Raw genomic sequence first — 21282 nt, forward strand, 5'->3', positions numbered from 1 at the left:
TAATAACTTAAACTATACTGCTAATTAATTTACATATACTGGATCAGGAATTGCTGTCTCACTGCTTCTAAAACATTCAAGGGTAAGGGCATTCTTAAAAGCAGTACATGTACTTATATTTGGATCATTATCTTTTTCTTTACTAACTTTTTCACAAACTTTCGCTATTACAAAACACATAACTGCAAGAGTTGCTACACCAACAAAAATACCAGCAGCAATGATAGGATTAAATTCTACTATACCAGCCGATAAAGCTACTGCTGCATAAATTCCTACCGCTATAAATGGAGAAGCTATCATGGTGGCATACATGGCTTTTTTCATTGGGCTGGTTTTATTACTTGCAATGATATTGTTAGTTGTACCAGTCTCTTGTTGGCTATCAATACCTGCCTGATTTATATCCTGTATAGTGCTGTTACCTTCTAATATGTCATCATCAATAGCAGGGCTACTTACATCAAATACTTGTATTTCAGAAGATGATATTGGTGTGGAACTAATATTTCCTACCATAAGTTGACTACATGCCTCATTGCCAATCATTTCATTTTGCAAGAATTTTGCTTCAACAAGGTAAGCATCCATTAAACTACCTACTTCTTGTTTATAGGATATTATAGTATTACCCGATTTATCAATAATATCTGCTTGTTTGTTCATATAGGAAGTTACAAGATCTATGGCATATTGAGATTTAAATTGCAAATCTTGCGGTTTATCATACTTACTAAAAGAAATGGCTTCTTGTTTGTTACTATGTGCATTTGCAAGCAAAGCTACTATCTCCTTTCTTTCGTAAAGAGAGTAATCACGTTTAATTTCTAACTCTTTTGCTAACTGTAGAGGTGTTTTTCCGCTTTTATCTTGAGCACTGAGATCTGCACCTTTGCTAATAAGAAATTCAACTGCACGTAAATTACTATCATTAACAGCGTAATGCAATGGTGTAAGACCAAGATTATCCTTGACATTAACATCAAAGCCATAGCTAAGAAGAGCTTTTACCAATTCCAAAGAATTAAATCGAATGGCAAAATGTAATAGTGCTAAATTAGTATTTGGTTCAACACTAATTTTCTTATTCTCCTCAAATTCCTTAATCAAGTTCAGTACTGTTTTTATAAGCTCTTCATTTTTAGCTAGCACTATTCCTTCAAGTATAACCCATATCTTGTCATATTCAGGATTTAATGTTTCCTTTAAATATCGAAGAACAAGATCCATTACATAATTGGAAAAAGTTTTTTGATTATGCTTCTTCTTATAAAGAGGACTCCTTATTTTCTTTTTAGTACTAACAGTTTTATGATTGTGGTTAGGAGAATGATTTTCAATATTTTTCTTATTTTTCCTACTTTTTGATGTATTACTTTCTTGCTGTTTTCGTACTATTTTCCTACTAGATTGTTGTTCTACTGGTTGCTGTGAGTTTAGCACTATAGCCTGTAATATTTTTTTACCAGAACCTTGCATCTACTTCCCCCTATTGTAACTGCTCAAATCTTTATTAATATGATTAATTTAATATATTAATTTATTATTATTTGACAAGATAAATCATTTAATTTCTAAAAATCACTAACATTTTGTACTCTTAGCAACATATAGCTAAACAAATTCAGAGAAAATATTGTCCTCTTTAGCATTAACAACATTTTATTTATTTACTCTTACTTCATTCTCTCAAAACCATATAGAAGTACCCATATTTTAGAGAAAAAAGGTAAGAAATGCTACATTATGGAAAACAAAACATAGGATTATTTGAAGTATAATTGAATACCAAAGTATACATGTATATCAAGTAAAATAGGCTACCGTGGCAGGTTTTAGATTATGCTAAAATTAGAATAGAGAAAAGTTCGCAGTGTATGTAATGGTGGACCACTCCTCTCTCTCAAAACTTTCTCTCTGTTTCTTCCTTTAATATCGTGAAAAAAACTATAGTAGTATATATCAACAGTAGTATAAAGTGATAAAAGTTCTCACCTGTTGGAGAATCGGAGAGAACAGTCAATATTCTATTTTTGGTCAACGCTGACTTTGGTAAAAAAATACAAATTAAGCTTCTTTAAAAAAAATATATAAAAGTACGCATGTAAATTTATTAATTTTGCCAATTAGGAATTATCAATATAAGATATTTGTATGTTAAAGATACAATATCAAAGAGATTAATTTATTCCATCGAAAGCACGGTATAGAGAATCTATCTTAAAATTTTAAGAAATTTCTATACCAAAAATAGAACAAAATTATTGCGATTTAAAGTATCATGTAGTATTTTGTACTAAATACAGATATAGAATACTTACAGGTGAAATAGCTGTGCGTACCAGAGAAGAGAAACATGTGTTACAAATTACGTAGATATTGTAAGTGGTAATATTACACCTGATCATCTACATATGCTAATTTCTATGCCGCCCACTATCCAAGTTAGTACAATATATCAAAGGCAAGCAAACTATTCCAAGAATTCGAACAATTAAAAAAAAGATATTGGATCTATTTGCTGTCACTGTTGGTAATGTAAATTCTACAGATGTGCAGAAATATATTGAAGAGCAAGAAGTTCATAATAAGCATAATAGCTTTAACATCTCTGAGTTTTAAAACTCTTAATCTGCTTTATAAGCGTTTACTCATACCACCTGCTTTAGCTGGTTGTAGTTGATAAAAGAACAAAAGGAGCAGCTGGTATAGAAGGTCAACTCTGTGAAATAAACTTATCAATGTTGCTCTTATTAAAAGGGGTAACAGATGAACAGATAGGAGGTTTTCATTTAGCATCTAATATGGAGAAGGCAGATAAATTTGATGATATAGTCTTTAAGTATGAATACAGGGAAGGAATAACAGAAAAGTCAAAGATAGTTTTTCTCCAGGCTAAACATAAAATTGATCAAAAGGGTATTAATATAAACAGCTTACTTTCAGACTCAGAGTCAGGAGATTTTAGTTTAAAGAAGTACTTCATCTCTTACCGTAAAATTAAGCAACAATTTTCAGAAACAAAAGGTCCAGTATTTAGCAGTAAGTTTGAAGACTCTGAGTTTATTATTTATACTAATGCTCCTTTCGTTAGCACTGATAGTAGTATCAAAGAAGGGAATATAGATCAAAATGACTTTTTCAGAATATCAGATTCGCAAAGCAAGTATTATCAACTTGAATGTAATAGTAATGAAAAAGAAAAAAAAGAAAAAATAGTAAATCTTTTAAAAAATTCATCAGACAGTAGAAGGTTAGCAAAAGAGCTAGTTCAGTCTATTTCTTCTGGAAAGGGAATAGATATGCAAAAGGATACCTTTCAAAGCTATCATATAGCACTTCAAGGAAAAGTGATTGAAAAAATAGATGATAAATTAGAAGGAAAGTTAAGCGATAATTTCTTGAATGATGATGTAAGTTTATCTTCGGAAGATAAGGAATTTAGAAGAGTCTTTTTAGAAGAAGCAGGAAAAGTTTTTAAGAAACAAGGGAATGAACTAAAGCAGGAGTTACAGAATAAAGTTATAAAATTATCTAACAAGTTTGGTGTTAATAGTGGCAGTGAAAATTTAGAATTACCAAATGATGATCCTGTTACTGAAGATGAAATTAAAGATTTTTTAAATAAGTTTAAGCTCTTTGCAAGCCAACCAAGTGAAAAGGATCTAGAGAAAATCATCAAAGATAAAGTAAAAGAGGCATATAAAGTAGAGCAACAAGATATAGATTCTGTTTTTTCTGATGTTGAATATAGAGTAAAAAAATGGTGGCAAAGTGGAAATAATTACCTTAAAAAGGACAACAAATTCTTTGAGAATGCAGCAAGGATTTCAATTAATTTTGACGTAAAAGAACCTGTAACTTTGTTTACTGGGAGAATTAGGGAATTAGAAGATTTACATAAAATACTACAAGATGGAGGTGAAGCAGTAATATCACAGATGGCTTCTGTAACAGGTCTTGGTGGTATAGGTAAAAGTGAATTGGCTAGGAAATACATTAGCGAACACAATAAAGACTACGATAATAACGTTATTTGGGTAAATGCTGATAATTATTTAACCATTGCAGAGTCTTTTCGTAGATTAGCACAAGATAAATTACGAATCAGTACTATAGATGAAAATGGTAAGGAAAAAGAAATCAAACTTATTGTTGAAGATGTATATCGTTTTTTTGCTAAAAGGCATAGAAGAAGTCTTTTTGTTTTTGATAACGCTGGAAAGCATAAAGCTGTTAGAGAAGTGGAAGAAGCTGAAGGTGTAGATAAATTCTTGCCATCTGGTCCTAATAAGCCTCACGTTCTTATCACTTCCCGTGATCAGGAATGGGGAGAAATAAAGTCATTACCGTTAGGTGTATTTACTGAAGAGGAAGCTATAGAATTTATAAAAAAAGCGCTTAAGGATGTAGTTGAGTTAGAGGAGAATGAAGTCAAAAGACTAGCAGAAGAATTACAGTATTTGCTTTTAGCTCTAAGACAAGCTGTAGCTTATATTAAAGTGGAAAATCAGGGATTAAATAAATGGGAAGAAGGAAAATTCACAATAGGTAGTTATTTGGAGCAATTTAAAGAAAAGGCAAATGAATTATTGAATAGAGAATCAAGCGAGACTCGTGACCGCTACACCAAAACTGTAATGACAACTTGGCAAATTACAATCGACAAAATAAAGCAAAAAAAAAGTACGTGGGGGTGAACAGGCTCTAGAAATATTAGATGTTACAGCTTATCTTGCTCCTGATAAAATTCCAGTAGATGAGATATTCTCAAAATTAATAGATGATGAAGAGGTAAGGCACAATGCTGTTGAACTGCTTGATCAATATTCCATGGCTGATTTAGACGGTGGAAAGCTAAACATACATAGGTTAGTACAGCAAGTAATAAGGATAAAATTAGGAGAGGGCAATGAAGAAGAAAAGGTTGTAGAGAAAGCTCTAGGATTGTTTAGAAGTAGTATAAATTCAAATAGTGTAGATCACGCTGTGTCTGCTTGGGATCATGCGAAGAAATACAATGAGTTAGTAAAGGAATTCAGTAAATTACCAAGTCAAATCATTGGTAAGTTAGATGATTCTGTAAGATATGAAGAAGCTTATTTGTTTGGGATGGAAGCGTTAAAGTCACTAAAAGCTATATTGGGATCAGATCATCATGATGCTTTAGCTATAGAGTATAGTATAGCCTTAACACTTAAAAATCAAGGTAAATACAATGAGGCGCTGCAAGTCTATCATAAGGTTTATGAAAAAAGAAGGGAAAAATTAGGAGAAAGTCATCCTGATACAAGAAAAACAAAGGATAATATAGATAGGCTTTCTCAACTTCTAGGATCTTCAGGAGGGCATGAAATGCAAATGGCTGAATGTCTACCGAACAGCAGAAGAAAAAGAGAAGCTAAAAATGAATGCTTATTCACTTGGGAAGATGTGGATGAATTTAATAAGGAGAAAGATAAGAAAAGAGATTTAAGTAAGATTAATATCGATAGTGGGAAGTTCATTCATTACCTTAAAGATCTACCAGAGGGAAAGCGCACTCAGCTGATTCAATTAGCAGGTGAAGTTCGAGTTACGGGTAAGTCTCAAGGTTTGATTCATAAGCTTACTAATAACAGAAGGGTTATGAGCCATTTAGCTAGAGTAGGAAAAATCTCTGGTATGACTATGCATGGCATGATGGCTAAAAACGTTTTAGCTGATTTTTTTAATGGAGATTATCAAGGCGTAGCAATTAATGTTGGTTTTATAGCAGGTGGTCAAGGATTTGCTAAAGTTGCTGAAGCCGCATCTATGAAAGGACTCAAATTAGCTTCAGAAGGAAAGTTGTTACTTGGCAGATCTTTAAAAGCAGCATCTCCTTTCCTTGCTCGTGGTACTTCTGCCTTTGTTGTCTATGATCTAGTAAATCAGGTGAAAGCATTTAAAAATGGCACTGAAGAAGCACTAATTGGTGTAATAGGAGATAGTATCTATCTTGGTGTTGATGCTGCAGAGATTGGTATAGAAATTGCTGAAGCTTTTGAGGTATTAGAAGGAGTATCAAGTGTTACTGGATCTATAGGAGCAACAATTGGAGCTGTGGTATTTGTTGGCACTGATATTTACATAGCAGTAAAAAGAGTTGATAAAATTGATCAGATTATTCATCTCAAAGGAAACGAAAGATTTATTGAAGGGTTACGTGCATTTATCGGTATGCAACCTGAACAATATATAGAAGAATTAATGGAAGAAAAACAACTTTATAATCAGTTAGTTAAGCAAGGATTTGAGTATCTACAGCAACATAGTGATATTCAAGGATATGTTTTCTCTACTGGTAAATCGGTGGTGGGTTCTTGTAATAAGATATTACAGAGCAAAAGCATATGTGTTAGTGGAGGGTTTAATGGTTGTGTCAGATCACGTACAGTTACAAGTTACACTGAGAAATGCACAACTAAGTTTGAAGAAGATTTAGATAATACAGTTGTGTTGGATGAAAAAAGAGCTGATATAAAATGGAGCAGAGCAAAACCAGATAATCCAAGAGGAAGTCAGTTATTTTGTTTGCCACAGGGTAATTATCGTTTTGCTCCAAGTTATGGGTCTTACTTATGTAAAAGTGCAATTGGCATCACTGACTTATCTGCTAATAAGACAGGAAGTTATACCCTCATTAACTTAGGAGAAGGTGATGATTATGCAAAAGGGTTTATAGATAGTTCAAATATCTTTGTAGTGAATAATGGATCTAAAAAATATTTTGGTGGTAATAAAGATGATATATTTATTGTCCATGGAACTCATGTAAAAGGATATTTTTATGGAGAAAGTGGAATGAATACTCTAGATCTTACATCATTTGCTCCAGAAGAAGGATCTATAGATGTAAAATTACATATAGGACAAGTTGAAGATTATTTTCAAAATAATGCTTTTGGAATGAGTCGAATAAATAAGTTCTTGGGTAGAAAAACTAAAGCAGATCAAGTGTTTATTGCGTGTGATGGTGCTAATGATGTTAAGTTCGTCGATGGACAAGGTGGGAGTGATGAGTTTATAGATCACATAAACATATATGACAAAGATTGTGCCTACGAAATGCAGATAGTGGTAAGGCCTAACACTGTTATATACAATCGTGCAATAGAAGGGGATTTTCACTATATTGTACCATATGCACTTGGTAGTGCTAAAGTTGATTTCGTTTATACTGCTAAAGCATTGAACTTAAATAATACTTTTGCATTTGAGTATGAACCTGCTCAGATAAAGAGTATAGATGCAAGGAATGTAAATGTACTAAATAAGACTTCACATATAATTACTTTTAATTTTTCACCAATGTCAGATAAAGAATTTAATATTACAATCTCTGGAGCAAGTAACCCTTCTTATAGACTAGGTAATAATACTGAAATAAAAGTAGGAAATAAGGGCAACCTTTATATGCTTGAGAATATTAATAAGTCTGTTGATGAAATTATAAAGGATTACTTAGTTGTAGCAAACCGACTAAATAAAATGTCATTCTTTATGCAATCACTATTAAGCAATGAAACTGTTGTAATAGGAAGTGGAAATTACGAGATAATACATAACAACCCACTACATAAAAGTCATTTAGTAGGTAATGGTGGTGAAAATGTATATGTAATCGATTCTAAATATAAAGCACTTGAAGTCAACAAGCTACCTTTACCTGAAGTTACGATTTACAACTTTGATTCAGAAAGTTCAGTAGATACGATTGACTTAAGAAATTTAGTACAGCAAGCAAAAAGTAAGTTCTCAAATAATTTTGAATTACAAGTTCTAAAATCTGCAAATAATTTATTATTAAAAGCAACAGTAACTGAAGTAAAGCCAATAGAAGATTTATCTGTGAGTAAGATGAAAAAACATGAGTATTTTACTGTGAAGTTAAAAGATGGGGTTAATTGGTATAACAAGACTCATGTGATTGTGGATAGCGCTCCTATGAAAATCAACTTGGATAACAATGAGTGGAGTTTAAAACCACAGCCTTTAATATTTGAAAAGGATAAAGAAGTTATTGTTGTAACAAGTCAAGATGTAGAAGAAAACACAGAACTAATAATACCTAAAAGAGCAGGAAATTACACGTTTGTTCGTGACCATGGTGTTAATCTAATAATAACTAACACTTTTGATGCTGATATCACTAAAGAAGATTTCTGTACAATTACACTCAGTAAGTTTTATAAAGAACCTAAAATGGAAACATTATCTATAAAGTTTACCGATAAGGAAATAATCTTAAAAGATCATCAAGAACAAATAAGTATTGCAAGAGACGTAAATGTTGTAAAAAAAGAACATAAGGATCAAGTCTATAATGATGTTTTCAATCATACAAAAAGCAGTCCAGAAGTTACGTCATCTAATCAACTTATGGCCCATAAGCATAGGCACAAACAGCAAACTCGTCATCGTCGTAGTGAGAATATTACAAGTAGTGCAGCAAGACCATCTTCATGGATAAATAGTTGTATTGCATGGATGAAAGCAAAAAGTAGTTTGTTAACGTCAAGCATAATTAATCCTATAGGTAGGTGGTTAATTGATGATCAAGACATTAATGCTTCTAGTAAAAACAAATCTTATGATTCTGTAACCCAAAATAACTTAAAAGCAGTAGACTTTTCACAGATTGATGTAAATGGAACAATATTATTAGCAGATGTTTTACTAGCTAAGAGAGGTAAAAGACAAATATATGCTTCTTCAATGGATCAAGGTTTATCTCAATCGCAAACATTGAGTAGTACATTGAATATTGGGCGAGTATTTAAAGAGGCAGTAAAAAAAGCTGCATTAAAAAGTGGTATATCGGAACGTCGATTAAATATTGATTTTGTAGAAATAGAGAAGATGGAAAAAGAGATTAACAATAAAATTGTAAGAGGTAGATTTGATGAAATTTCTAAGATTTTAAAATCATACGCAGAGAAAGCTTGTCCTAGAACAGAAAAAGGATCTGCAGGTATGTTAAGTCCAAAGAAATTTAATAAGTTTATGGCTGAGTTCAATAATCTATCTTTAGATCAATCAATGCAGAAAATTCTGTATAATAGTAAAAATAATGTACTAGAAGATAATGGTGTACAAAAACAGCAAAGAAATTCTAATTTAGAAAATAAGAAGCCTAAAAGCTATCTAGACAATATTGCTACTCAAGGTTATTTAACTCAAGTTAGGGATTTAATGTAATAAAAGAAGGTGTATGATTACTAAAGGTAGAGCCAACTGATTTATGCAAATTAATCTCAGACCTACTTAGGTAACATATGCCTTAAAGTGTGTTATTCATAGAGATTGTTATAACTGATTTGTCAGATTAAGTCTGAACCTGAAATACGTGTCCAAATTTTTACTTCATCTTACATTTTTATTGTAACAATCTATGCAAGTCACACATAAAAAATTTTGTCCTATTAAACTAAGATCTCCTCATCTCAATGGGAAATGCACTGATTTGGATGACTAACATTGAACTTGATGACCTTAGGCTTAAGGAGGAATTAGATTATTGGGAATTTTAGGGAGTGTTCAACAAACTGTGTCAAACAAGAAAAATATTAATATAAAACATGGAATGAACGAAAAAACATCGAATAAAAACAGTGGATTAGTAGACTATAAAGAGTTAGAAAACAACATATTATCGTCCATCCGAGAAACTAACTGGAAAAGGAGGAACTGCTAATCAAAAAGTTACTAGAGGCTAGTTTAGAAGGTGAAATACCTATCAAATGAAGATGAAGAAAATAATCATAGGAATGGCAAAAGTTCAAAGACTATATATACAGATGCAGACTCATTTGAGCTTTCGAGATAGGGATGGAAGTTTTGAGCCACAAAAAAAAGACAGACATCCTGAACTTGAAGCAAAAATTCTTAGTATGTTTGCCAGCGGTATGAGTTACAAAGATCGCATATTGAAGAAATTTATGACCACAAGATATCGGCAGCAGAAATATCAATGACAAATTACTACCAACGAATGGCGTAACTGCAATCTGTATATCCAATAGTATTCATATGTTTTTTAAAGTCAAAGAGGATGCGTAAGTAAATGTATGTATAACATACTAGGTATAGATCAAAATGGCAGAAAAGAAGTATTGGGCTTTTATCTGGCTGATAGTGAGTTCTGGCTTAGTGTATTAAATGATCTCAAAGTGTGGAATCGTTGCCTGTGTAGATGGACTAAAAAGCTTTCCATAAACAACGTATTTCCCAACGCAGAAGTGCAATTGTGTATAATGCATCAGATAAACTAAAATATGTATCCAGCAAAATGAATGATTTGAAGAAAAGCTTCAAATAGAGAAATAGCTGAAAATTTGAGCTGGAAGAAAAATGGGAATTTCCATGGTAGTGAAATCATGGCAAAATAATTGGGAAACTGGCTATTTTAAGTACTCAGATCCTGTTAGGAGGCTACTACCAATCCAATTGAAATAGGCAAATCAGGAAATTCACTAAAACCAAGGGCTCTTTTACCAGTACAAATGCTTTGTACAAGCAGGTATATTGTGCTATAAAAAAGGTAGAGCAAAATTGGACTATACCAAATTGGGCTTTAACTATCTCTCAACTTGATATTTTCTTTCCTAATAGATTGAAAATTCAGTTGAATTAAAATATGGTTTGACACAGTTTGTTGAACACTCCCCATTTAACTCAAGGATCTAATGCAATAGCAGAGGAGCATTACTAAACTGACATAAAATTAATCTTGTACCTATTTAACCACCTGTAATTTTTTGATCTCATCTAAAGATAAGCCAGTAAACTTGACAATAGTATTGACATCAACATTATTAGCCAGCATTGTTTTTGCCACTTCAATTTTCCCTTGGAGAGTACCGATTTGGATGCCCTTTTCTTGACCGATTTGGATGCCTTGTTCATGACCGACCTTAAGACCTTCATCGAATTTTTCAGCTAGAGCAGCAATCTCATCCATGAGACGTTTTTTCCTTTGCTCATAAGCTAATAACTCTTCTTCTGACCAATTAAACTTATTCATCTCTTCATAAGCACGTTTTATTATTACGTCACTACCAACTATTTTATCTAAGTCCTCCTCTCTTGTTTCCGCTGCATATTTAAAGAAATAACACCACTTTTCTACTACATTATCCAGTTGATCTTCTTTGGTTTTCTTGAATTTTGGTAGTTCTATGAATACAAAGTAAAAATCCTTTAAGTCATGCTCAAAGCTATCCTTATCCAAAATAACATGATTTGATTTGTACTCAGCCTTATCTGGAAAAATAATACAATCAGCAACAGCTATAAAGATAATTTCCTTGAGATTATGGTACTCATCTCCTTGATCAGCTTGACCTGAATAGGCTTTAGCAGCATAATATTGGGCACGTTTTTCAAAGCCTTTGGTTTTAGTGAATTGCATTTCGACAATATACCTTAAGCCTTGAGAATCCTTACACAAAATATCAACAATACTTTGCTTTTTTGAAGCAATCTCAGGATCTAAAACAGTAGTTAAGAATTCAACTTCTAAAATTGCACCTAAACCAGTAAAACCTAAGATATCATTGAGAAAGTGAATGAGAATATCTTTATTCTTTTCAGTGCCGAATATCCTTTTAAAGGCGATATCATTGCGTGCATCGAGAAACTTAGAGAGAGCCATAACTTATAAGAAGTAAAACGATAAGAAATTAACTATAAATTATATACTATATTTTTACTTTTAGCAACTTCTTTAGATGTTTTATTCTTCCTCTATAGACTCAGTTGAAACCAAACTGTGTTCAAAAGCAGTACCATAACTGAGCAACAATTGTATAATCTCTTTATTTTTTGAGCTATATCCAAAGCTGTCATTCTAAATAAATATTTGCTTAGTAAGAATTCAACGATTCTTTTTTAATTACGGCAAGATGTAGAATCGTATTCTCCATGAGCATTAACATTAGCATTATTTTGTAATAGAATCTCTACAACGTTTTCACAATTATTTAAAACTGCAATGTGCAGTTAAATCTTTATCTATCGCATCAACATATCCACCACTTTTTATGAGAGTATTTCCCCAGCAGTCCTCATATCTGCACCATTTTTTATCAACAATTTCTTCATAGCCAGGTTTAATAGAATAGTGTAAAATATTTTTTTAGCACCATTAAGCAAAAGAATATTTAAATGGCTATTTTTACTAATAAAGCCATTTCTATCTCTCTTAATACCTTTTTTTACTAAAAATTCTTTTTCCAGTTATGTTTAGCAGCCAGATGAAACAGTTTTAAACCAAATATACTGTTAACCAGAGGGTATAATTAATATATTTACCTTCTTTCTCGCAATAGCATTTATCAATCCCCATACTGACCTCTATAGAGCATTATACACTAAAACATGTACTCTTCAGGGTTAGGATAGTATTAATATTTAGCAAGAGAAATGTTTAAGAGCAATACTCTTTATACGAGAAATTTAAAACACTTCTAGTGCTGGATTTAGTAAAAATCTATAACATTTATGCTACCATTTGACAAAATTCTTCTATTATCCTTTACTAATCATCATCTGGGCTTCTTGCTTTAAGTCCTTGATATTTTTAGCAGTAGTATTTCAGCTGATGCAATTTTTAATTGAGATTGCATTCTTATATACTTATCTCCCATTACTTCACCCAGCTAACAGCATCAAGGCTACTGCCGAACATAACATCCAGTAAAGGTTTAACCCAAGTGATCTTGCCCAATCTTTTTATATTTTATGGTTCTTTCTAATGTACCTGTACCAATGGATAGAATAATCATTTGGAAATAGTCTCTTCCCACTAGCATAGCCACAGGCAGATTAGCAAAAGTACTCTATTTATTTTTTAAGATGTTTAGGGGTAAAGTGCTGCGGTTGTAGCTCTTAAAGCATCTTTTAACTTGATAAATCCTCTCGCTAGTTTTTAAAGAAGAAAGGACAGTTATATCGTAGCTAGGAGATTACTTAAAGTATTGCTTACTCACCAAAATACCCAATGTTCAAGATTTCTATGCGAACCATTAAACCAAGCAATTGCTTTTCTTAAAAGGAAGGATCTAAAGATATAAGACCCATACTTTTGATAAAAAATCTTGAGCAGAGTATTTAGTTGCTCATCTTTCTTGCATAACAACAATGCCACCAGTTGAAGTACCAGCAATTAAATCAAATATTTGAGCTATTGGCTTTCTTGTTCTCTTTTCTATTTCTGCAAGAACAGTAGCAGGGATAATACCTCTAATTCCTCCACCGTCAACTGAGAGAATATACTTAATTCTTTAAACTCAGTTATAAGTGATTATTAGGTCTGCAGCTTTTCATGGAATCCTTCAGCTCATCTACTTCTTCAGTGAGATTTATTACTCTTTCTTCAAGACGATAAACAGTTTCTACTAGCTGATTATTGTGTTCTATAAGTTGATCGTGAGAATGGACTTTCATATCAAAAACCACCATATTGCTGCTACCGTTTGTATTATTAGAGTTACTATAACTCCTATAGGGAGCTTTTCTGTAGTTTGGTTTTTCATATTTTTTCCTATTTCAAGTTAGATGTGTTTAGTTATCTGATTCTAATCGGTATAGTATTAAGTTACTTTATGGCGAGATTAAGAAAGTAAATCTATAATTTCTCTACTTGGATTATAGATTACTTCTCCTTTGAAAACCTTAACTGGATAATGGTCAAGCTTGATTTCACCCTTTAAAAAAGTTTTCTCGACTTTATGGCTACTTTCCCAAACCTGTGCCCCAGGCAAGATGTATGTTTTATACTTAATGCTATTGCTCTGACTGGGTGAGATTTATTGGTTCTTTTAACCTTACGTATATTATATACAAGATTTGGAGAAATTTTGTCCAAAAATCTTCATTTAATTTAGTTAAACTTCACTTTTTTGACTCACTTATTATGCTAAATATAATATATACTCTATTCTACTCTGAAGAAGTAATACCCAAGCTATGAGTTCTGGGAAAATGATTTCCGCTCACTACTTACTCAGTCGTTTTCAGAATCCAGAAGTACGTAAACTCTGGCTTGATTCTCTCACCGGTAAGCAATTAAGTTTAAGCATTGCTTTAACAGCAACTATTTGAAGATGAAATAAATCATAATGATATGTCAGTACAGCAAAAACGTAAAATAATGGTTCTGATGCGCTATTTAACTATTATCTGATTAGTTATTTTGATCGTTGAGTCAGCTATTAGTGACATTGCAAGATTGGCTCTCACTCAAAAGCTTATGGAGCTGTATTTAATAAAGAATAATACTAAGTATGACAAAAGATCCTTATTGTTCTTATTATTTCAGACAATTTACTAAAATCTGTTTATCATTTTGATAAGGTGCAAAAAAGAGGCGCTACTGCCTTTACCTTACAGAAGGTACCAAGACAAATACTCCATTTAAAGATTTTATCTCGCAAGAAATCATAGAGCAAATTCTTAAGGAAGACGATGCGAGACGTAATGATAGTTTAAAAAATCAATTTACGTCTTAAAGCTGCAAAGGATTAGAGACAGTACCAGTGCCGATAATTTAAATGATGCTCAAACTAAAGTCTTCTTACTAATCAATCAGCTAATTGGGCTAAATGGGATAATGATCTTTTAGATTAAAGATTTAGAAGATTTAAACTTTGATCTTAAACTCACTGGTTTTGAATTAGATAAAGTACAAAAGTTCTTTACTGATGAAGGCAATGAGGAGGATTTTTTCTCATTTAACTGATAATGAAGATAAACCAGTAGTAACAAAACCAGGAGATTTGTGGATACTTGGTGTATTTACTGTGGTGATAGTAGACTAGATAGTTCTTTTAAAGCTGTTTTAGATGAGCAAATGGCAGATTCTGTGATCCTCCATATAATGTTGCTTATGGTAATAGCCAAGAAAGAGATGACAAGAAAATATTAAACGATGATCAAGGTGAAAAATTTGAATTGTTTCTCTATGACATTTGTTCCCACATTTTAGCCTATACCAAAGGGGCAACTTGTATCTGTACAGCATCAGCCGAGCTTAGAGCCCTGCAGAAGGCATTTAAAGAAGCAGGAGGGCATTGGTCAACATTTATCATTTGGGCTAAGAATCACTTTACACTCGGGAGAGCTGATTATCAACGTCAGTATGAAGCAATACTCTATGGTTGGAAGGAAGGTAATGAACGTAAGTGGTATGCAGTCAAAGTGATCTATGATAAACCTACCTGTAATACACTACATCCAACCATGAAGCCTTTAGAGCTAATAGAAAAGGCAATAATAAACAGTAGCAATCCAGGAGATTTGATCCCTTCGCTGGCTCTACTTATTGCTTGTGAGCGTAGAGAAAGAATGTATTGAGCTTTATGTTGATATAACGATTAAACGTTGGCAGATGTATGTTGGCAGGGAAGCAATATTGGCAGCTAGTGGTAACTGCAAATTCAAGAACAAATCCTAGGAAAAGCAAGAAAATAATAAAAGGGGGGAAATCAGACTGAATGGGCAAAAGAGCAAGGGTTTTCTAAGTCTGTTATTTAATGAAATCGTTGAGCTTAAAGATGGTATCTGAGCAAGCAGATGCTGCACTTATTACCATTCGTGATCCCAGTCAACCACAAAGAAGAAAAGGTATTAACGGTAATGAAAGAGGCAATAGTGATCTTGCCACCATAAACTCGCATTAAGAACGAAATACCTGGAAGCTAAAGCTGAAATTTTGTTTCGATAGATGAAACTGCAGCTTTTAATACAGCAAAGAAATTTAACATTCCCGATATGCACTTTTAGCTTCTACTCGATAGTAGTGAGAACAGACGCTAACTGAAAGACAACATTGGAATGACTATTACAATTTCACTTCCGTAGCAAGCAATAAACGAATTTTAAAAGTTATTCATAAAGAAATTAAACAAAAAATGTTATAAAATAGATTTTAGAATAAGATTAGATATATTGTGTTGATTTTTTAATCGACCTATTGTTGATTTAGTGCCAATCTGGAGCGAAAGCACGTGTACAACATCAGAGAGAGGAGCGTTTTTAGCCCTTTTCACGGATTCCCACCATGAAAGGACTACCAGTTGATAATTGGAAGCGCTATGGTTATATGTTTTAAGGCGTATAACTATAAGGATATCAACCCTTACTTTAAGCAAAAGAGCCTAAAATAGCTAAAACTATTCAGTAGGTCGCCAAAGATCCTATTCAATATATTCAGATCTTTTTTTCCTATACATCTGCCACTTTAAAGGCCGCCTCTACAGCCTCAATCTCTCCAGATTGGCATTCTCTTTATATCATATACATTCACAACCATGGAAGCAGAATTTTAGCGGAATTTTGTTATTTTTTTCAAAAATTTTTAAATCCTGCTCACAGCAACTGTTTTATGATTTGAATAATTAGGAAATTTCTATTATCTCTCCATATGTTGATGTTCTGCTAAAGGTTCTATTCCTTTTAATTGAGATTCAGCTAATGATGTGTTTGGACTTTGGTAAACATCTTTTAACTTGCTTAAAAGTACATATGCTTTTTCACTAAGAGCGAGCATAACATTCTTTTGTTCATTACTATCTAAATAAGAAAATATTTCTTTTAACACTTCTTCAGGGAGATATCTCTGCACATTTGTGCCTTCTTTTGTCACTGTATCTGCATTTATTGAATTGCCAAAATCAGTTATAATTGATTTTTCCCTATCATAAAATTTGAGGAAAGTGAAAATCATATTTTTTATCACATATAACAAGCACCCAGGTATAAAAGATAGCTCTCCATTAGAACCATATTTTTCTTTAATTACTTCAAACTCTTCAATTAATTCTTGTCCTTCGGCCTCATTGTTTATGTAGCTAGCAATAACTTGTGCACCTTCTTTTTTTATGTTTGCTTCTATTAATTTACCTAAGTGCGGCATTGCTTTTATTTGTTTAAATGCTGCGAGGCAGTTTTTAAGTTTAGGCGTATCTTCTATTCTGTATCGCAGAGAATATTGCTTATTTTCATTAAGACCAAAAAGTAGGAAAAGGAAAAAAATCTCTAAAGATTCTTCTTTTTCATCATCATAACACTCTATGAGTGCAAAATGATCTTCTCCATTACTATACGAAACATATACATCTGAACCACGCTCTAAAAGCAACCATACTACTTCTTTATGCCCCATATAAGCAGCTCTATGTAGAGGTATCATCTTGTTCTCATTTTTAATGTTAACATCTACCCCCATATTTAAAAATAACTCTACTACTTCTTTTCGTCCATAATAAGCAGCTAAGTGCAAAGGAGTCTCTCGAAAAGCAAATCCTTTGGCATATATATCTGCACCTTCACTTAAAAATAATTGTACATTTTTCATATCTCCATCTTCAGCTGCCTGAATAAAACGTTCATTAAGTAACATAACTTCCCCCTTTTTATAATTATTAAAATATTAGCATAAAATACTATGTTGTCAACTTATGGATTCCTTCATGAAATTTATAAATGCTAAAAATAAATATCTAGGCTAAAAGCAAAAATTGGATTAAATTTGCGGAGAATTGGCAACAGATTAATGTTAAATAACTTTTTGCAAAACTTGAGCTCTATATAAGTCTTCTTTAGTTGTAATCTTTAGATTATCATCATCACCATTTATAACTGCTACTGATTTATTAAACTCTATCATTACAGAAGAGTCATCAGTGAACTCCTTGTCTGGATCTATTGAATATGCTGATTTATGACAAGTAAGGATATCATTAAACTTAAACGCTTGGGGTGTTTGTAGAGCTTTTACTGTATTTCTGCAAACGTGAGATTTGATTGAGTTATCTACTACTACTCTTATAGTATCAGTAATTGCAGTAGCTGGTACAACGCCTTGCGTTGTTTCGCAATTTTTACTTAAAAATGAAATAATATCACTTATAGTTTTATCGGCAATAAAGGGCCTGCATGCATCGTGTATAATAACAATATCAGGACTTACATCTACTATGCTTTCAAGCCCAAGGCGAACAGAGTCTTGACGACGCTTACCTCCATAAATTGGATGCAGTAGTTTTGTACCTGGCAACGACGATACAGCTTGCTCATATAAATTTTTGTGATCTTCTCTTATAACCGTTCTTACAAGATCAACATCTTTATTATTTAAAAACTTTTCAATAGTATATGTTAAAATCGGTTTATCTTTTATAGTTGCATACTGCTTAGGCACTATTAAATCATATCCTTTGCACCTGCCACCTACTCCACCTGCAACTATTAAAGCAATAACTTTAGTCATACATATAAATTACAGTAACTCTTATACTTATAAAGTATTTTTTATTATAAAGAGTTATTTTATTTCATTGTATAAATCACTTACATTTAAAGTTTGATTGGGGTAAAGTGTAAAAGCAATACCAGGTATATCTTCACTTTGCAGTAATGAAAATTGGACAAAGTCTGGTGTCACGCGTAAGGCATGCAGATTCTTACTATTTTGAAATGGCTTGCCATTAACCCATATTTTCCAGGTATTTGACGATAAATACAAGATTGAGTTCAGCTGTATTCTATCTGAAGCAAATAACGAATCTTCATCTACATCTTTTTTATCAAATTGATCTATTGCACTATTTAATTGATAGATTAGCTCTTCATTAAAAAAAATACTTTTTAGTTTTCTCTGATCTTTTAATGTTTTTTCTAATAATTCATAATTTGCCTTACTTGGTTGATTATTTTCTTGATCAGAAAAAAAGCACTCTTTAGCTTGAATATTCCCCAGTATATCTAAATGCTCATTATTTAACTGCTTAAGCTGAGCTTGTACTCCGGCCTCTGAGTAATTGCAGGTCATAATATTGTTATTATACTGCTCAATGTACTTGCATAAGTTATTATCATCCTTTCCCAGTATTGTGTATTTAATATAATCTTTTGTATCTGTGAAGTAGGAGCATTCATACTTTGAGCAATTTTGCAAATTTATTATAACATCTGAACAGATATTTTTTGCTACATTTGCATAACAATTGCTGAAAACTAGTATCATAGGTATGATAAATTTTTTCATATATTTTAAAATCTTACTTAAGATCATATGATTTTAAATGCGTACTTTAGCAACATATAATTTAGGATTTAATAAACTATGAATGTTTGCATTTTTGTCTGTTTGAGATAAATATTTATACATAATGCAAGTTCTTTACAAAAATAGAAATATAGATACACTATAGCCTTAATTGACGAGTTAAGTAAAATGGAAAATGATTACTTATCCTTACTTAACAAGGAGCAAGAAGCTGCTGTGGTTAACACGAGCGGTCCGACTCTTATTCTAGCTGGAGCTGGGACTGGAAAAACAAGAACAATCACAACCAGGATTGCACATATTATTAAATGTGGTTTGGCATTTGCTGAAGAAATACTGGCGGTGACATTTACTAATAAAGCTGCAAATGAAATGCTCCTAAGGGTTTTAGAGCTAACAGATGCAAGTGGCATGTGGCTTGGCACCTTTCATGGGATAGCAGCAAGAATTTTGCGCAGCCATGCAGAAGCTGTCGGTCTAAAATCCAATTTTACAATTATCAATACTGATGACCAAGTGCAGGTAGTCAAAAATATCATTAGTGAAATGTATCCAAACTATTCATCAGAAAAATATAATGTTATCACCGGCATTATCCAAAAATGGAAGGAAAAAGGGCTATCTCCTAAAGATATTGTTGCTAGCGAATTGTTTAAGCAGTCATATGTAACTGCACTAACTGTATATCATCATTATCAGGAACGTCTGAAATTTTTAAATTCTGCGGATTTTGGCGATTTGTTGTTATATAACGTACAAATCTTAAGTGAAAATAACGACATTCTTTCTTACTACCAAGATAAGTTTAAATATGTAATGGTAGATGAATATCAAGATACCAACACAATACAATACCTATGGCTGCAACTTCTTGCGCAAAAGCATCAAAACATCTGCTGTGTTGGCGACGATGATCAGTCTATTTACAGCTGGAGGGGGGCAGAAGTAGAAAATATTTTAAAATTTTCAGACGATTTTCCAGAAGCTAAAGTCATTCGTCTTGAATGTAATTATAGATCTACACCTCACATACTTGCTACTGCATCTTGCATAATCAACAACAATAAAGGCAGATTAGAAAAAACTCTATGGACGCAAAGTAGTAGCGGACAAAAAGTTGGACTGATGAAATTCTGGGATGGGAAAGCAGAAGCAAAATATATTGGGGAACTTATACTAAAGCTCAGTGAATATAAGTTTAGCGATATTGCAGTTTTAGTTAGAGCTGGGTTTCAAACCAGAGTTTTTGAAGAATATTTTGTCAAATATTCCATTCCCTATAAAATAGTAGGCGGAGTTAAATTTTATGATCGTCAAGAAGTAAAAGATATAATTGCTTATTTAAGAGTTATAACAAATAGTAGTGATGATCTTGCTTTTGAAAGGATTATAAATAGACCTAAAAGAGGGATAGGTGCTACAACTTTAAAGAAGATATACAATATTGCTCAAGAAAATAATATTTCTTTTATTGAAGCAACAAAAATATTGATTGATGGCAAACAAGTTACTGAAAGAACCAAAGCTACACTTAAATATTTATTAGATAAAATAAATTCATGGAAAGAATTACTGACGGAATTTCCTTTATCTGAAGCAACAAAGATGATAGCTGATCAGTCTGGGTATATAGAAATGCTAGAAAGTGAAGGAGCAGCCGGGCTACCACGTATAGAGAATATAAAGGAGCTGCTGTCAGCACTAAATAGCTTTAGTGATGCTATAAATTTTCTTGAGCACATCAGCTTAGTTAGCGATATTGATAGCATTAGCAATGACAATACGGTTTATGTTATGACCTTGCATGCTGCTAAAGGTTTAGAATTCTCTTGCGTATTTTTACCTGGATGGGAAGAGGGAGTTTTTCCTCATCAAAGATCCTTTGATGATAAAACTGGCAAGTCTTTGGAAGAGGAAAGAAGGCTTGCCTATGTTGGAGTTACAAGAGCAAAAGAAAGGCTTTATATTTCATGTGCAAGTAGAAGGGAGATAAACAATATGTGGCAAACAATGCGAAATTCTCGTTTTATTCGTGAATTACCAGCTGAAAATGTTGAGATAGTAAAACATAATGTTAGTTGCTATTGAGCTAGCCAAAGCTTTTTTAACAATTTTAGTAATATCAGAATATTAATAATATTATAATTTAAGTTAAAATTTAGACTTGACTTTTTTAGATAAAAATCTTA

13 protein-coding genes and 3 pseudogenes are annotated in these 21282 nt (G+C 32.4%); 8 read left to right on the top strand and 8 right to left on the bottom strand.

Annotated elements, in window-relative coordinates; all coding sequences use genetic code 11:
• Window positions 1-24: 24 nt before the first annotated feature.
• Window positions 25-1479: an ankyrin repeat domain-containing protein gene (locus tag AACL09_RS04525; protein ID WP_339046939.1), complete on the bottom strand. Its 1455-nt coding sequence runs from the start codon at window positions 1477-1479 to the stop codon at window positions 25-27.
• Between the two features lie 834 nt (window positions 1480-2313).
• On the opposite strand from AACL09_RS04525, the pseudogene AACL09_RS06470 reads away from it, so the two are divergent.
• The 5 genes and pseudogenes from AACL09_RS06470 (at window position 2314) to AACL09_RS06480 (ending at window position 10295) form a co-directional block, all read left to right on the top strand.
• A pseudogene (locus AACL09_RS06470) lies at window positions 2314-2498 on the top strand (transposase).
• A 243-nt stretch (window positions 2499-2741) separates the two neighbouring features.
• On the top strand, window positions 2742-4700 hold the full coding sequence (locus AACL09_RS04530; protein ID WP_339047303.1) for an NB-ARC domain-containing protein: 1959 nt from the start codon (window positions 2742-2744) through the stop codon (window positions 4698-4700).
• Between the two features lie 133 nt (window positions 4701-4833).
• Entirely contained in the window at window positions 4834-9222 is a 4389-nt protein-coding gene (locus tag AACL09_RS04535; protein WP_339047305.1) for a latrotoxin-related protein, read from the top strand.
• A 542-nt stretch (window positions 9223-9764) separates the two neighbouring features.
• The gene (locus tag AACL09_RS06475; RefSeq protein WP_410519796.1) at window positions 9765-9998 is read left to right on the top strand and encodes a hypothetical protein; all 234 of its coding nucleotides are present in this window, start codon (window positions 9765-9767) and stop codon (window positions 9996-9998) included.
• 93 nt (window positions 9999-10091) lie between these two features.
• Window positions 10092-10295 (top strand): transposase, encoded by a 204-nt coding sequence (locus tag AACL09_RS06480; protein ID WP_410519794.1) that lies wholly within the window; start codon window positions 10092-10094, stop codon window positions 10293-10295.
• Window positions 10296-10759: 464 nt separating this feature from the next.
• Here the strand turns inward: AACL09_RS06480 and AACL09_RS04545 are convergent, their stop codons facing one another.
• The 4 genes and pseudogenes from AACL09_RS04545 to AACL09_RS04555 form a co-directional block, all read right to left on the bottom strand.
• Window positions 10760-11677, bottom strand: a complete 918-nt coding sequence (locus AACL09_RS04545) for an Rpn family recombination-promoting nuclease/putative transposase (RefSeq protein ID WP_339047307.1) — start codon at window positions 11675-11677, stop codon at window positions 10760-10762.
• A gap of 236 nt (window positions 11678-11913) precedes the next feature.
• Complete coding sequence (locus tag AACL09_RS06485; protein WP_410519835.1) at window positions 11914-12024, bottom strand: hypothetical protein; 111 nt, start codon at window positions 12022-12024, stop codon at window positions 11914-11916.
• Window positions 12025-12523: 499 nt separating this feature from the next.
• Window positions 12524-13304: pseudogene (locus AACL09_RS06490) on the bottom strand (patatin-like phospholipase family protein).
• Between the two features lie 13 nt (window positions 13305-13317).
• Entirely contained in the window at window positions 13318-13485 is a 168-nt protein-coding gene (locus tag AACL09_RS04555) for a hypothetical protein (RefSeq protein ID WP_339047309.1), read from the bottom strand.
• Between the two features lie 1078 nt (window positions 13486-14563).
• Between AACL09_RS04555 and AACL09_RS04560 the strand changes: the two are divergent.
• Both AACL09_RS04560 and AACL09_RS04565 read left to right on the top strand, forming a co-directional pair.
• Window positions 14564-15478: pseudogene (locus AACL09_RS04560) on the top strand (DNA-methyltransferase); the annotation flags it as partial.
• A 79-nt stretch (window positions 15479-15557) separates the two neighbouring features.
• Complete coding sequence (locus AACL09_RS04565; protein ID WP_339047311.1) at window positions 15558-15704, top strand: hypothetical protein; 147 nt, start codon at window positions 15558-15560, stop codon at window positions 15702-15704.
• A gap of 731 nt (window positions 15705-16435) precedes the next feature.
• Here AACL09_RS04565 and AACL09_RS04570 read toward each other — a convergent pair.
• The 3 genes from AACL09_RS04570 to AACL09_RS04580 all read right to left on the bottom strand — a co-directional run bounded on the left by AACL09_RS04570 (window position 16436) and on the right by AACL09_RS04580 (window position 19099).
• Window positions 16436-17425, bottom strand: a complete 990-nt coding sequence (locus AACL09_RS04570; RefSeq protein ID WP_339047314.1) for an ankyrin repeat domain-containing protein — start codon at window positions 17423-17425, stop codon at window positions 16436-16438.
• Between the two features lie 156 nt (window positions 17426-17581).
• On the bottom strand, window positions 17582-18295 hold the full coding sequence (locus tag AACL09_RS04575) for an IspD/TarI family cytidylyltransferase (RefSeq protein ID WP_339047316.1): 714 nt from the start codon (window positions 18293-18295) through the stop codon (window positions 17582-17584).
• A 54-nt stretch (window positions 18296-18349) separates the two neighbouring features.
• Window positions 18350-19099, bottom strand: coding sequence for a hypothetical protein (locus AACL09_RS04580; RefSeq protein ID WP_339047318.1), 750 nt, complete (start codon window positions 19097-19099; stop codon window positions 18350-18352).
• 162 nt (window positions 19100-19261) lie between these two features.
• Between AACL09_RS04580 and AACL09_RS04585 the strand changes: the two genes are divergently transcribed.
• On the top strand, window positions 19262-21181 hold the full coding sequence (locus AACL09_RS04585) for an ATP-dependent helicase (RefSeq protein ID WP_339047320.1): 1920 nt from the start codon (window positions 19262-19264) through the stop codon (window positions 21179-21181).
• Window positions 21182-21282: the final 101 nt, after the last annotated feature.

Origin of the sequence: Candidatus Mesenet endosymbiont of Phosphuga atrata, from assembly GCF_964020175.1 — a bacterium.
Classification (GTDB): domain Bacteria; phylum Pseudomonadota; class Alphaproteobacteria; order Rickettsiales; family Anaplasmataceae; genus Mesenet.